A 13,435-nucleotide genomic window follows, 5' to 3' on the forward strand; every position below is an offset into this window, starting at 1 on the left:
GTACGGGTGAGACTCCTAAGATAACTGAAATAAAAGAGAAAGATCTTGGGAAGCACATTGTTAAAGGAAAAAATGGAAGGAAAGAACTTGCGCCAAACGTACGTTATATCACTGAGGATGGTTATAAATATACAACAGATGAGCTTGGTAGAATAGTAGATGTTGGGGCGGAAGGATTAATACTTCAAAAAGGAAAACGAAACACAGGAATGCAAGTGGCTGCAGGAAGAGAAGATAGATTGCCTGATGATGATGGTGGGCACTTGATAGGGACGCAATTCCATGGATCCGGTGACATTGATAATTTAGTCGCTCAAAATAAACAGATTAATCGGTCAGGTGGAGAATGGTATAACATGGAGAAAGAATGGGCTAATGCATTAGGTGGAAAGCCTCCTAAAAAAGTGACAGTAAAGATTGAACCAGTATATAGTGGGCAATCAATGAGACCAAATTCGTTCATGGTAGAATATCAAATTCAAGGGAAGAAACCGGTTATACGTGAAATTTTAAATAAAGCAGGAGGTAAATAATATGTCATTTGAAAATGAATTAAATAAACTTTATCGTAAAATTGCTGAAAAGATAAACGATATGATACCTGTTGAATGGGAAGAGTTTTACTTCAATGGTGAGGTGAAAGATGGGGAAGGAGGAGTTTATTTTTTCTATACAACCTTAGATGAAAAACAAGAATATAAATATTCACACTATATACCTAGAATGTATAATGTTGATAGAAAAATTTATAATCAATTTCTGCACGAATTATTTGATTTGACAGTTCAATTACAACAAGTATTTATTGATAATCAACAAGAGGCATGGTTTTCAGTTACAATGATTGTGAATGGTGAAGGGAAATTAACAGTTCGGTTTAGTTATGTTAACTGGAATGATTCAGAATTTGGACCTTCAGATAGAATTGAATATTTTGAGTATAAATATTTAAATAGAGAACTAACAGATGAAATAGACAAAGAACTGATGGCAAGAATGAAAAAGTATGAAGAAGAGCGGTCTTAATATAAAAAACATAGTGATTTTGTAAGTATTATAACCACATACATGAATAAAAAACAAAGTATATGTGAAGTAGACAGGAAAAATAATAGTGTGTTTGAAAATACGTACACCATGATGATTGTATCACCATGGTGTACAATGTGCATGAAACTAGCGAACTCGTACAAACTCGTAAGTTTTAACGTAGTAGTTGTTACCACATATAAAAGGTGTCATACTGTTACTACAAAACTTACAAATTTATGCTGCTTAAAAACAGATGAAACTTAAAGCACTTGATTGTCTATTTGAGGCAACAAGTGCTTTTTGCGTTTTAGCGTAGAAATAATGTGGTACAATCGCTTAAGGAAAATAATCTATTAAAAAATTTAAAAATACAAGGCTGGAAAACCGTAGATAAGATTAATGATGCGGACTACTTCATTAAAGGTCTAGTAGCCAAAGGTGTGGACTGACCACGAATAATAAAGTTGTTTAAAAAATCGTACAGAATTGAAATTTAATACCATCTTTTGAGTTTCTCGTATAATAAAAGGAATAATGTTTCGATATCTGTGGTTAGTTAATAAAAGGGAATGAGGTTTTGGGAGTGAAAATACCGCCACATATTACAGGTTTGAAAGCAATACATTTAAATTCCCATAATGAAAATGAAACAAAGAGAATATTTTATGATGTATTGAGGACATGTAAATTCAAAATAGTAGAATGGATACAACCACACTATCCCAAAAATTTTTTTGAAGTGATAGTGATAATAGACGATAAGGAATTTATTATTTTATTGCATGAGTTTTATCCTTTCTTAGCTTTTGCGGATAAAAATGTAGAAGGAAAAATTATTTTTAGTTTTATTGATATGCCCATATTAGAAAGTGAATTTGAAGCGTACTATCAAGTTTTGTCGAAAGCTTATTTAGAAAAGCCTTTTATACCTAGGGAACACAACTTAACAGAAGAATTAAAAGATGCTAAATATTGGCGACCAGAAAATATCGGTGAAGTAATTTTTAATGTTTGGGATTGAATATTAAAGGGGTGATTATTAATTATTAGCTATCCAGAAATTAAACACTTTTATTATTCACTTAAATGAAAAAGTGCAACAAATAAAACTTATTTTTAAACAACTTTAATAACCTCGTACCAAATTAACAGGCAGAAGGTTATTGCATTTCTAGACACAAAATTAAACAACTTGATTATCACTGCACATGAACTCCGTATCCCTATTCGTTAAAGGTGTAGAAATACTGCCAGATGGAAGTGTCGCTAGAACTGGAACGAACTATAGCGGGAAATTCCAAGAAGCCCATGATGCCTCAAAGGCGAGTATTCAGAGTAGGATCTCGAATTTGGAGAGTGGTGGGGTTAAGGGTACGGGTGAAGGACCTGTAAAAGTAAACTATGGAGAACAATATGCTAGGGAAAAACGTAAAAAGATATTAAAGCCAAATGTTGAGTATACAAGTAAAGAAGGATATACATATACAACAGATAGTCAAGGGCGTGTTGCAAGTTGCGAGGGTAGCCTTCAATTAGGTGATGGCAAGCGGAATAACTACGCTCAGAGAGTGGTAGGTGGGAATGACCGTTTGGATGATGATGACGGCGGACATTTAATTGCAACTATATTTAAAGGCTCTGGTAATATGGATAATTTAGTTCCAATGAATAGTAACTTAAACAGAGGAGAATGGAAAAAACTAGAGAATGAATGGGCTAATGCTCTTAATGATGGTGATAAAGTTAGGGTGAAAATAACGCCGAATTATAGCGGGAATTCAAAACGTCCAGACAGTTTTGTTATTAGATATAAAATTGGTGATGAAGATAGATGGAGATTAAAGAATTTTGATAATGTACCAGGAGGAAAATTAGATGAATGATGAAAAATTAAGCAAGTTATACAATGAAATAGCAGAGGTTGTAATTGATACAATTCCAGAGAAGTGGTTTAAGGTTTACCTGTATGGTGAGGTTGGGGAAGGTGCTCAAGAATCATATTTTTATTACTACCCTGAAGAGAATAGTACTCCTATTTACAGTCATAGTATTTTTGAACTCTTTAATGTCCCAGAAGAAGAATATTTTAAGAAGTGGCATCGTTTGTTAGATTGTATTAAGAGAATGAAGAAAGAGTTTATTGATAATGATCAAGAAGCTTGGACAAATTTCACTATGATTTTTGATAATACAGGAAAGTTTAATATTGACTTTAATTATGATGACCTTTCAGATGAAAATTCCCACGAGAGAATGATTATTTGGGAATATGAACATCTTGGTCTTATGCCTAAAAGTAATTCAGGGAAAAAATACTTAGAAAAGCATCTTAAAAATCTTGAAGATACAAAAAATTGAGTGCAATACCATATATGATAAAAGTTTATAGTGGTTTAACGTAAACATGCATAAGCATATATGAGAAGTGGGTAGAAAAAGAAATGGCTATTTTGAAGAGTAAACTCCATGATGGTTGTACCATCATGGAGTACTATGTACAATGATAGAAAAGAAAAAGAAGTACGAGCTTTGGCGAGATGACATTTTACTGGGTGCTGAATATAAACACATGGAATATATATTAAACTAACGAACTTGTACAAACTCGTAAGTTTTAACGTAGTAGTTGTTACCACATATAAAAGGTGTCATACTGTTACTACAAAACTTACAAATTTATGCTACTTAAAAACATATGAACTTAAAGCACTTGATTGTCAATTAAAGGCAACGAGTGCTTTTTTGCGTTTTAGCGTAGAAATAATGTGGTACAATCGCTTAAGGAAAATAAGACTTTAAAAAATGCACTAGATGCTATGAAAAATACTCCTATTCCAGTAGCAGTTAGGACGGTGGATACTGGAATAGGAATGAAGCTTCCTTATATAGAATCTTCAACTGTTGGAGAAGTAGCTGGAAAGTTTTCAAAGGCAAGTACGGCAGCTAAGGATGATGCTTATCAACTTGCTCATGGGCATAGTAAATTAGAAGGAAGTAATAAAACTAGCGGAGTGGGTAATAATAGCTCGCGTACTGACGAAATTGGAATCAAATTTAAACGTAATCGGAAACATAATGAAGATGAGTTTATATGACAATTAAAAAACCAAGAAGATGGACTGGGAAAATTGACAGTTTATGAGTTTATTTAGAATCGGAACTAATTTTTAAAATAGGGGAGATCAAAACAAGCAAATTCAGCTCAAAGATTAACACGAAAACAAGCTGTGCAAGATAAAATTGATGAATTTATGGAAGAAGGTTTTTCATTTAGGGAAGCAGAAGAGCAAGCTTTAAAGTGGATAAAGGATAAAGCTACATTACATGACCCAGATCAAATTGCGGGTGGAAATCCATTAAAAATAACTGGCATGGGTGATTCTAGAATTAATTCATCAATAGGTTCGCAGTGGAAAAGCAGGATTGGTAATGTGGATAAGGAAATTAGACTAGTTGCTGACACCTTATCAGAGGAAGAAAAAAATTTGACATATCTTAATGTTAGATTGAAATCGGAGTAGGGGGATACTATGGAAAATATAAATGATTTTATATCTTTCGAAAAACCATCAACAGAGGTTATTGAAAAGTATACAGGGAAAGTTCCAGATCAAATAATAGATTTATGGAAATGCTATGGGTTTGGGAGTATGTTAAATGGATACTTAAGAGCAATAAACCCAGAAAAATATTTAGATATATTAAAGGAAAGTTATATCCGTTATGAAGAAGCTATCCCAATTTTTACAACAGGTATGGGAGATATTCTTGTGTGGGAAAATAACTATTTATTATTACTTAAGTATCGAAAAGGTACGGTAGATGTAGTAGCTGGAAAATTCAAGTTTTTCTTTAAAAATACGAAAGATGATTATTTTTTAGAGAAAGGATTGGATTGGAAGCATTATCAGCAGGCATTAAATAAATACGGAAAGCTTGAAATAGATGAATGTTTTGGTTACACACCTTTACTTGCACTAGGTGGACCAGAAAAAGTAGAAAACTTACAAAAAGTCAAACTTATCGAGCATGTTTATTTAATTACTCAATTTATGGGGCCGATAGAATAATGAAAGAAGAAACTGGAAGGTGGATTAATCCTCTTTCAGTTTTTTTATTTAAAAGGCTATTAATGTAAATGAAGCTTTAAAAGATACGATTGAGTTAATGTTATAATATAGAAATGTGGTAACGAGAAACTTGGGTTAAATTTATAAAAAGTAATTTTTTATGAATTAAGGCTAACATAAATTCCTAGTATTATATAATTGAAAATACATTAGCAAAAGGTGCGGACTCCATATCCCCAATCTTTAAAGGTGTAGAAATACTGCCAGATGGAAGTGTCGTTAGAACTGGAACGAACTATAGCGGGAAATTCCAAGAAGCCCATGATGCCTCAAAGGCGAGTATTCAGAATAGGATCTCGAATTTGGAGAGTGGTGGGGTTAAGGGTACGGGTGAAACTCCTAAGATAACTGAAATAAAAGAGAAAGATCTTGGGAAGCACATTGTTAAAGGAAAAAATGGAAGGAAAGAACTTGCGCCAAACGTACGCTATATCACTGAGGATGGTTATAAATATACAACAGATGAACTTGGTAGAATAGTAGATGTTGAGGCGGAAGGATTAATACTTCAAAAAGGAAAACGAAACACAGGAATGCAAGTGGCTGCAGGAAGAGAAGATAGATTGCCTGATGATGGTGGGCACTTGATAGGGAAGCAATTCCATGGATCCGGTGATATTGATAATTTAATCGCTCAAAATAAACAAATTAATCGTTCGGGTGGAGAATGGTATAATATGGAGAAAGAATGGGTTAATGCATTAGGTGGGAAGCCTCCTAAAAAAGTATCAGTAAAAATTGAACCAGTATACTTAGGTTCATCACTAAGACCAAACTCATTTAAAATAAATACCAAATTGAAGGCCAACGTAAGGTAATACGTGAAATACTTAATAAAACAGGAGGTTGATGTAAAAGTGTTCGAATTAGAATTAAATAAAATCTATCAAAATATAGCGCAAAAAATAAATGATACAATTCCCGTAGAATGGGATATCTTTTATTTTAATGCAGAGATTTATAACCAAGAGGGTGGGGTATTATTCTTTTTCAATACCCCAGATAGATCGGATGAATATATATATTCCCATGATATACCAGATGTATTTAATGTGAGTGAAAAAGAATATGATAAGACATATGATGAATTATTTCATTTAAGTGTAGAGTTACAGGAAATATTTATAAAAAATAATCAGGAACCTTGGTATTCTTTTGATATGATTGTGACATCTGAGGGGAAAGTAAAAATTTATTATGGGTATACTAAATGGTATCAATCTACTTTTGGATCGAATGACCGAGTGGATTATTTTGAATATAAATATTTAGGGAAGAAACCTAGTAATGAAAATGAGCGAAGAAAATTCGAAGAGATGAAAGAATATGAAGAGCAAAATAAATCTTAAAATATTTTTTTGTTAAATTAAGGAATGTATTATTAGCGAGTAAATATGTAAAATATCCAAATTAACTAGCTTTAGTTGGACTATTGAAAAAAGAATAGTGACGGATTAATGTTACTTATAGAACATATGAAGTTAAAGCACTTGATTGTCTACTTGAGGCAACAAGTGCTTTTTTGCGTAGAAATTTAACAGATCACTATAATTTTATTATGTAAACTTTTACATAGTTTTCTATACAACTAAAGAGAAGAAAAATGTTCACTATTACTTTCATTTCCGTTATAAAAATTCTACAATAGAAGACAGAACGTATATTTGGTATAATCAAAATATACTATATGAAATGATGTACATGAGTTTGAAATTCATGTAACGAGGTAAGCGCTACATAACAATGACTAATATTTAAAGTTTTCGTACCTATAGAATTCAATTCATGTTATATAAATCAATTGTTAGAAAGGAACAGGTGTAATGAATCAAATTTCATTTGAAGATTTATTTGAAGAAGAAAAAGAAAAGGTGGAGGTAGCTGAGGTATGTAAGGTACCAGCCTCTTTATCACCATTACAAAAAGATATTTTAGAATTAATTGATTCTGAAGAAATAAGTGCGCTTGAGCTATGTGAACGATTAATACGATCTGGTAAAATACCCGATGAAAGATTCACTACGAATAAGCCTAAAGCATATGGACAAGTATGTTTACTATTAGAAGGTTTTGTTACAGAAGGAAAACTTATTTTTATCAAAGATGATGAGAAAAGAGATAGGGTATATAAATTGAAAGAAGAAGTTTGAGATGTATAGTGGGAGATGAATGATTGGTTCCCTTTAACTTGCAGCTCCGTTAGTCTAGTAATGTCCACAAAAAAGGTGTCAATCTCTCCTACATTGACACCTTCATACTTTTAACACCTTACATACTTACGCTTAAAACCAAGTCTTCCTCTATCAAGTTCTTTCTGAATACTTTCAGAAGCATTTAACAAACTGCTTTTTTTATTATCACGTTTGACTTCAACTACACCAACTTCTTTTGCAATCTCGACTGCTTTTTCATGTAGTGGTACATATGAAATTGCCGCGGTGTTTAGGAAATTATTCATAGCGGATTTTGTTCGTTCTGGAGAATGATGAATTGTATCTTTCACCATTTCAAGCATATCGGAAATTTTACTTTCGGAAAACTCATTGTCTTTGCGATTTCCTAAAAGCCAACAGTAGCAACTCCAGCCGGCAGACATTTTAAGCTCGTCCCCACTTGCAATCCATTTATCAGCAACATCTTGTGCGATATTTGACTCCGATAAAGTTACTGCCACTACATAATCAGATAGCATATAAAAATATGCCCCGTCTATCCAGCGATCAAAATCAGACTCACTCATAGCTTTTGGATCGGCAATAATGCCTGCAAAGTACATAGCGTCGTAGTTACCTGTGGCATAAAGCTCTTCAGCTAACTCTTGATTTAATTTTATTTTTTTAGCGATTGGTTTCATAGCACCTGTAGCTACTCCGAATACTGGCTCATGCGCACCGTTAGATATGTATATTTTTTTCGTTCGTTCCTTACCTAGAGCTTCAAGTTCTTGCATAACTGTTTTAAAATCCATAGTTGTGCAACTTCCTTTCATCATGTAAAAGCCTTTTTAAGCTTTTCATATTTCATATGTTAATACTAATTGTATTCAAGAGGTATGTCTACTTTCTAAAAGTATCGAAACCGGTTAGTAATTTTGAAGGTTTTGATTTTGTGACTGCTACAAGCTATCTATAATGGTAAGAAGGTCACTGTAAGGTAAGGAAGAATGAAAAGTATGTATAGTTTTTCCAGCGAATATTTGGTATGATGGTGAATGGGAAAAATATACAAGTTGTTAGTGGTTCATAAAAGGGGGATTGAATTGAAAAGAACACCTGAATTCGTATTAGGTTTAATTGGTGGCATTTTGGGAATTATTATTTCCATAATATTAATAGTTGTAGCGTTTAATATTATGGAAGGTGTTGATTACGAACTTTTAGCTTATTACTCTATTATTTTAACGGTTCAAATAGGATTGTTCATTTTATCGTGTTTAGTAAACAAGGTTAATAATAAAGTTTATGGAGTTTGTATGATTGTGATTCCTATAGTTATGTTATTTATGTCATTATTCTTTTTACTTATTCCGACAATTTTACAAATTATATCTGGTTCATTTGCATTTAGGACATTAAAGTTAGAATCGAATGTAAGCTAAATATAATTATTAACGTCTGAATATTCGGTTTTTTAAACATTTTCGTTTGCAGTTCAAATTAACATAAAGTACAAAGTTGTACGCTTTAGGAGGAGAAATAGATGATTATTTGGTCTGGTTGGGGTTTTTTAGTCGCAATTATTGTAATTATTAATACTCTTTTGGGTAAGGCTATCTTTGGATCTATAACGGGGGACGCTACATATTTTCAAGACCATAGTTGGCCAATGGCGGTAATGTTTATTATATCAGGGGTTATGTCTTGGTATTTAGGTAAATATATTAATAAGCCAGATGGGAAAGTTTATATAGATGCCGAAACTGGTGAAAAAGTTATGTTTAACAAAAAGCACTCATTATTTTTTATAAAAATGGAATATTGGGGACCGATTCTAGGAGTTATTGCGATTGTAACTTTAATTACAAGATAAAAAAAGAGGATGGGTATAGCAAGAGTAATCTATTCAAGTAAAAGGAGAAATCAGTCATGAATACAAAGAAACTACTAGGGGTAGCAGTTCCGGTCATGTTGTTATTTGGTTGTGGAGTTTCTGAGAAAACGAACACTTCTAAACAGGAGAAAACAGAAGAGTCTAAAGTAAAAGAATCGAAGTCTAATAGTAAGAAAGAAAAAGTTTCAAAGGAAGACTATCCTAATAAAGTGTATAAATTAGGGATAGAGTTTGATAAGTTGTTTGCGGAGCATAACAATATTACAAGAGAGGTTTTTGACGGTAAGAAAAAGAAATCAGATATAGTAGATAGTGTGAAAGAATTAAATAAAACGTTAGATAAATTCGAGTCGATAGATCCCCCTGCAGAGTATGTAAATCAACAAAAGGATTTTGAAAAAGCAATTAGTTATTTTAGAGAGTCTTTTTCTTTAATCAATGAAGTATTCACCCGAAAAGAAAAAAGAGAAAAAGGCGATAAGACTGATAAAGAGTTAATGGAGAAATCCGAAAAGTTAGTGAAAGAAGGAGATATTTACTGGCTTAAGGCATTCAAAGACCTTGAAGGGGATATTAAAATCGGTGACGGTACAGTATCTGTGAAAGATTTGAAAGAGTTAGATAAGAAAGCTGGAATTAATACGGATAACGTTATGAAGAATGTGAAGGATGGTACGGAATTAATTGGTAATTGGGGATTCAAAGGAACAGACGGTTTCATTATGTCACTTATTTTAAAAGGTGATAAGACATTTGAAACGTATGGTAAAGGTGAGTATCCAAATAAAAAGAATTATATTGAAGGCACTTGGGAATATGATAAGGAAGCTTTTACAATCTATTTACATCTCAATAAACGTTTAGTAGACGGTGTAGAAGATACAATTCAAAAAAAGAAAATAGCATATAAAGTTCAAGATTATGATGGGGAAAACTTGCGATTATTTAATGAGACGTCATTTCATACAATTAAGTATGTGAAGCAAAGCTAAAGTTATGTAGGACTAGGTTTAAATGGTCTGGTCCTTCATTAAAGTGTGGGTATGTAAATAATATGTTATCTTTCGTTCTGTTTACTTAGTATCATGTTATTCGTTAATAGAGTAATAAATGGAGTTTTACATTAAATATATGAGGTTGGTTACAAATGATAAAGAAATTCACTAGATTAGTATTAATAGTGGTTATGCCAATCAGTCTTATTACAGGTTGTGGGGCTACTGAAAAAACTGAAGCACAAAAGCCGAAAGCGGTACAAACGGAGAAAAAGGACTATATGGATTATTCATATGGTAGCAAAGGTATATTAGTAAGTGGCAAAGCGAAAGAACGGCAACAATACGAGATTGGATATATGGATGATAATAAGTTAATTGGGATTGACGAAAATATTGAAGACTGCATTATTTTAGATAATAAAGATGAAGCAGGCCTCATTTGGAAACAAATAGAGCGTGGATTTATTATTGAAGTGCAATACGGTAAGGATCGCAATGATATCGTAGGCGTGCAATTCGTAGGAGATCGTGAGCCATACGAAATTAGTGATAAGTTTGATCGAAATACGATAAACGAAATTGTTGAAAACGTTAAAGGGAATTTGTAATAGATGTATTTCGATAGTATAGGATCTCTTATTATGAAATTGTGAATCAACGGCATTTTTTATATGAAAATGCCGTTGATTTGTGTTAAAAAATAAATGCTATTCTATAGTCTTGTAGAAAAACACGTATTAATCATAAATGAATTATTCTTCGTTCAGCTGTGATGATCGCCGCAAGGTTATTATCCAAAATAAAAGAGCACAAGCACTAATAGATACACCTAATATGCATACGCCATCCCAACCATATTTTGCATACGTATTTGTTGAAAGAATTGCACCTGTTGCACTACCGATAGAATAAAAAACCATGTAACTGGCAGTAAGTCGACTTCTTGCTTCGGGACGCACTGTGAACAGCATACTTTGATTGGTGACATGTACAGCTTGCACCGCTAAATCTAAGAGGATAATGCCTAAAATTAGTAATAATAGAGAGTGATTAATAGATTTAATTAGGAGCCATGAAAGTACTAATAAAGATAAAGCTATGCCAGTTGTTCTTTGACCTAATCCTTTATCAGCTAATTGTCCAGCTTTAGTAGCAGCTAATGCACCTGCAACTCCAGCAAGGCCGAATGCACCAATAGCTGTATGTGAAAAATTATGTGGTGTAGCACTTAGAGGTAATACTAAAGAAGTCCATAAAATACTGAATGAAGTGAAAATGAGCAATGCTAATATTCCGCGAATGCGTAAGAGTCGTTCTTCTATAAATAATAAGAGTACAGAACGTATTAACTTCCGGTAAGGCATAGTTGTCATTTTGCTCTGTCCAAGAGTAGGTAAATTACGATATAACAAAACAGTTACGAATAGTATAAGGGTAGCGGAAGTGAGATAAACGGACCGCCATCCAGCTAAGTCTGTTAATGCGCCTGCAAATGTACGCGCAAGGAGAATGCCTATTACAACGCCGCTTGTAACGAAACCTACTATGCGTCCACGTTCTGCTGGATTTGCTAAAATTGATGCGTATGCGACGAGCGTTTGCGTAACTGTTGCAAGAATTCCTACTAAGGCCATACCTATAAAAAGTACGATGGCCGAGGGAGCGGTCCCAATTACAATTAAAGCGATAACGGATAAAACCATTTGAACAATAATGAGTCTTTTTTGGTTTAATAAGTCACCAAGTGGAACTAATAAAAGTAATCCGATTGCATAACAAACTTGAGTAATAGTAATCACAATACCGATAGTTGAATGACTAATCTTAAATTCATTTGATAAAGAATCAAGTAGCGGATGAGCGAAATATATATTTGCCACCGCCATCCCGCAAGCTATTGCGAATAATAGAGTCATGTAGCGGGACATGTTTGTGCTAATAGGTGAATGTAACTGGGGATCATTATGTTTAAGAGTGGTCATCATCTTTTCCTTGCTATTCATAAAATCAGCTCCATTTTGTATTGTTGTAAATAACGTACCGAACGGTATGTTATTTTGTAAGTAAAATATAATCTTGAGTAAATATATATGTCAAGTTTCTTTTGATTTAATTCCATTTTCTTTGACACATCGTTTATAATTTAATACGATATATAATATACTGATTGGTACATAAAGTGTTAGTTTATAATTTGAAAATGTAGAGGAAGGGGATATTTTTAAATGGCTCGACTACGCGAATTTGATGAAGAAAAAGCTTTGGATGCTGCTATGCAACTTTTTTGGGAGAAAGGATACGCTGCTACTTCATTAAGTGATCTAACTGCAAGAATGGAAATACAAAAACCGAGTTTATATTCAGCTTTTGGTGATAAAGAGGGCTTATTTGAAGCGGCATTAAGGAGATACACAAATTTACATGCGGCTCGTATACGAACAAAACTTCAAAACGAACAATCTGTAAAAGAAGCAATTCAGATGTTTTTTGAAAATATGGTGGAAGAGGAATATAAAAAAGAGTTCAGTAAAGGCTGTTTTTGTATTAACACAATGGTTGAGCTTGCTCCTCATAATGAAAAGTTTGAAGTACTGACTAGAGAACACCAAATGTATCTTGCAGTTATTTTTCAAGAATTAATCATGAAAGGAATTCGATCAGGAGAACTACAAAGTGATTTGAACGCTAAAGCATTAGCGCAAACATTAGTCACGTCCTTAATTGGATTAACAGTGTTAATGAAATCACGCCCAGAACGTTCCGTTATAGATAATTCGGTATCTATAATAGTATCGTTAGTAAAATAATTTTTGAGTGAGATGTTAATCAGCAAATTAAATATTAAGAAAGTCGATTCCTTATTAAAATAAGAAATCGACTTGTTATAATTATATATTTTGTAAGTTGTCTTTCCAAAAATTATAGCTATTATCAATAACTTCTTTTAATTTGAAATAATTTTCTCAAGTAACTTGCACGTGGTAGAGAGTTTCTCCATCGTCTGTAAAAATACCTGAGTAATCATCTATATACTTCCACTCATCCTTATTGTTAAAGTAGTACATTGCGAATTGGTTGCCCTCATCATTTAACATGTCGTCTACTAACACGCCATCCCAATTTATATAAATTTGTGTGCCAGTCATTTGTTTAAGTTTAAATTGATTATTTTGACGGCATTTGTAATTAGTTGTAAAATAATGTTTGTTGACGAATTTTATAAAA

Annotated in this window: 15 protein-coding genes and 3 pseudogenes; 15 read left to right on the forward strand and 3 right to left on the reverse strand. The window is 32.8% G+C overall.

The genetic code is table 11. From position 1 onward, the window contains the following. Positions 1 to 20: 20 nt before the first annotated feature. From N2V92_RS18615 to N2V92_RS18660, 10 genes and pseudogenes are all read left to right on the forward strand, one after another. Entirely contained in the window at positions 21 to 533 is a 513-nt protein-coding gene (locus tag N2V92_RS18615) for a DNA/RNA non-specific endonuclease (protein WP_080117638.1), read from the forward strand. Position 534: 1 nt separating this feature from the next. Beyond that, positions 535 to 1,026 carry an immunity protein YezG family protein gene (locus tag N2V92_RS18620; RefSeq protein ID WP_000007322.1) on the forward strand — a complete coding sequence of 164 codons (492 nt, stop codon included), beginning with the start codon at positions 535 to 537 and terminating at the stop codon, positions 1,024 to 1,026. 589 nt (positions 1,027 to 1,615) lie between these two features. Next, complete coding sequence (locus N2V92_RS18625; RefSeq protein ID WP_000701307.1) at positions 1,616 to 2,053, forward strand: hypothetical protein; 438 nt, start codon at positions 1,616 to 1,618, stop codon at positions 2,051 to 2,053. Between the two features lie 187 nt (positions 2,054 to 2,240). After that, a complete protein-coding gene (locus N2V92_RS18630; protein ID WP_002082483.1) occupies positions 2,241 to 2,915 on the forward strand; it encodes a DNA/RNA non-specific endonuclease in 675 nt (224 codons plus the stop codon). After that, a complete protein-coding gene (locus N2V92_RS18635) occupies positions 2,908 to 3,390 on the forward strand; it encodes an antitoxin YezG family protein (RefSeq protein ID WP_000997350.1) in 483 nt (160 codons plus the stop codon). The genes N2V92_RS18630 and N2V92_RS18635 overlap by 8 nt, the downstream gene beginning before the upstream one ends. Before the next feature lie 404 nt (positions 3,391 to 3,794). Further along, positions 3,795 to 4,553 (forward strand): annotated as a pseudogene (locus N2V92_RS18640) (polymorphic toxin type 15 domain-containing protein); the annotation flags it as partial. A 9-nt stretch (positions 4,554 to 4,562) separates the two neighbouring features. Further along, positions 4,563 to 5,102, forward strand: coding sequence for a T6SS immunity protein Tdi1 domain-containing protein (locus tag N2V92_RS18645; protein ID WP_000427865.1), 540 nt, complete (start codon positions 4,563 to 4,565; stop codon positions 5,100 to 5,102). Positions 5,103 to 5,341: 239 nt separating this feature from the next. Further along, a pseudogene (locus N2V92_RS18650) lies at positions 5,342 to 6,012 on the forward strand (DNA/RNA non-specific endonuclease). Positions 6,013 to 6,019: 7 nt separating this feature from the next. After that, a complete protein-coding gene (locus N2V92_RS18655; protein WP_000462362.1) occupies positions 6,020 to 6,511 on the forward strand; it encodes an immunity protein YezG family protein in 492 nt (163 codons plus the stop codon). A gap of 474 nt (positions 6,512 to 6,985) precedes the next feature. Continuing rightward, positions 6,986 to 7,312, forward strand: a complete 327-nt coding sequence (locus tag N2V92_RS18660) for a DUF3895 domain-containing protein (RefSeq protein WP_001071910.1) — start codon at positions 6,986 to 6,988, stop codon at positions 7,310 to 7,312. A 110-nt stretch (positions 7,313 to 7,422) separates the two neighbouring features. Here N2V92_RS18660 and N2V92_RS18665 read toward each other — a convergent pair whose 3' ends face one another. Then, positions 7,423 to 8,130 carry a DNA alkylation repair protein gene (locus N2V92_RS18665; RefSeq protein WP_000346316.1) on the reverse strand — a complete coding sequence of 236 codons (708 nt, stop codon included), beginning with the start codon at positions 8,128 to 8,130 and terminating at the stop codon, positions 7,423 to 7,425. 291 nt (positions 8,131 to 8,421) lie between these two features. On the opposite strand from N2V92_RS18665, the gene N2V92_RS18670 reads away from it, so the two are divergent. The 4 genes from N2V92_RS18670 (at position 8,422) to N2V92_RS18685 (ending at position 10,818) form a co-directional block, all read left to right on the forward strand. Further along, on the forward strand, positions 8,422 to 8,760 hold the full coding sequence (locus N2V92_RS18670; protein WP_000831724.1) for a DUF4064 domain-containing protein: 339 nt from the start codon (positions 8,422 to 8,424) through the stop codon (positions 8,758 to 8,760). Between the two features lie 101 nt (positions 8,761 to 8,861). Next, positions 8,862 to 9,191: a hypothetical protein gene (locus N2V92_RS18675; protein WP_000587853.1), complete on the forward strand. Its 330-nt coding sequence runs from the start codon at positions 8,862 to 8,864 to the stop codon at positions 9,189 to 9,191. A 56-nt stretch (positions 9,192 to 9,247) separates the two neighbouring features. Further along, complete coding sequence (locus tag N2V92_RS18680) at positions 9,248 to 10,204, forward strand: DUF3994 domain-containing protein (protein ID WP_042598369.1); 957 nt, start codon at positions 9,248 to 9,250, stop codon at positions 10,202 to 10,204. Between the two features lie 155 nt (positions 10,205 to 10,359). Continuing rightward, positions 10,360 to 10,818 (forward strand): hypothetical protein, encoded by a 459-nt coding sequence (locus tag N2V92_RS18685; RefSeq protein ID WP_000591639.1) that lies wholly within the window; start codon positions 10,360 to 10,362, stop codon positions 10,816 to 10,818. A 144-nt stretch (positions 10,819 to 10,962) separates the two neighbouring features. Here N2V92_RS18685 and N2V92_RS18690 read toward each other — a convergent pair whose 3' ends face one another. After that, complete coding sequence (locus tag N2V92_RS18690) at positions 10,963 to 12,213, reverse strand: MFS transporter (protein ID WP_016077463.1); 1,251 nt, start codon at positions 12,211 to 12,213, stop codon at positions 10,963 to 10,965. Positions 12,214 to 12,435: 222 nt separating this feature from the next. On the opposite strand from N2V92_RS18690, the gene N2V92_RS18695 reads away from it, so the two are divergent. Beyond that, positions 12,436 to 13,017, forward strand: coding sequence for a TetR/AcrR family transcriptional regulator (locus tag N2V92_RS18695; protein WP_000113331.1), 582 nt, complete (start codon positions 12,436 to 12,438; stop codon positions 13,015 to 13,017). A gap of 81 nt (positions 13,018 to 13,098) precedes the next feature. Here N2V92_RS18695 and N2V92_RS18700 read toward each other — a convergent pair. Continuing rightward, positions 13,099 to 13,377: pseudogene (locus N2V92_RS18700) on the reverse strand (DUF7832 domain-containing protein); the annotation flags it as partial. Positions 13,378 to 13,435: the final 58 nt, after the last annotated feature.

The sequence above is a fragment of the Bacillus sp. CH_48 genome (genome assembly GCF_038008465.1).
GTDB classification, from domain to species: domain Bacteria; phylum Bacillota; class Bacilli; order Bacillales; family Bacillaceae_G; genus Bacillus_A; species Bacillus_A thuringiensis_S.

Excerpts from the sequence above, each read along its gene's own strand:
- N2V92_RS18620 (WP_000007322.1), top strand. The coding sequence starts at position 535 with ATGTCATTTGAAAATGAATTAAATAAACTTTATCGTAAAATTGCTGAA.
- N2V92_RS18630 (WP_002082483.1), top strand. The coding sequence starts at position 2,241 with ATGAACTCCGTATCCCTATTCGTTAAAGGTGTAGAAATACTGCCAGAT.
- N2V92_RS18635 (WP_000997350.1), top strand. The coding sequence starts at position 2,908 with ATGAATGATGAAAAATTAAGCAAGTTATACAATGAAATAGCAGAGGTT.
- N2V92_RS18645 (WP_000427865.1), top strand. The coding sequence starts at position 4,563 with ATGGAAAATATAAATGATTTTATATCTTTCGAAAAACCATCAACAGAG.
- N2V92_RS18660 (WP_001071910.1), top strand. The coding sequence starts at position 6,986 with ATGAATCAAATTTCATTTGAAGATTTATTTGAAGAAGAAAAAGAAAAG.
- N2V92_RS18665 (WP_000346316.1), bottom strand. The coding sequence starts at position 8,130 with ATGGATTTTAAAACAGTTATGCAAGAACTTGAAGCTCTAGGTAAGGAA.
- N2V92_RS18675 (WP_000587853.1), top strand. The coding sequence starts at position 8,862 with ATGATTATTTGGTCTGGTTGGGGTTTTTTAGTCGCAATTATTGTAATT.
- N2V92_RS18680 (WP_042598369.1), top strand. The coding sequence starts at position 9,248 with ATGAATACAAAGAAACTACTAGGGGTAGCAGTTCCGGTCATGTTGTTA.
- N2V92_RS18685 (WP_000591639.1), top strand. The coding sequence starts at position 10,360 with ATGATAAAGAAATTCACTAGATTAGTATTAATAGTGGTTATGCCAATC.
- N2V92_RS18690 (WP_016077463.1), bottom strand. The coding sequence starts at position 12,213 with ATGAATAGCAAGGAAAAGATGATGACCACTCTTAAACATAATGATCCC.
- N2V92_RS18695 (WP_000113331.1), top strand. The coding sequence starts at position 12,436 with ATGGCTCGACTACGCGAATTTGATGAAGAAAAAGCTTTGGATGCTGCT.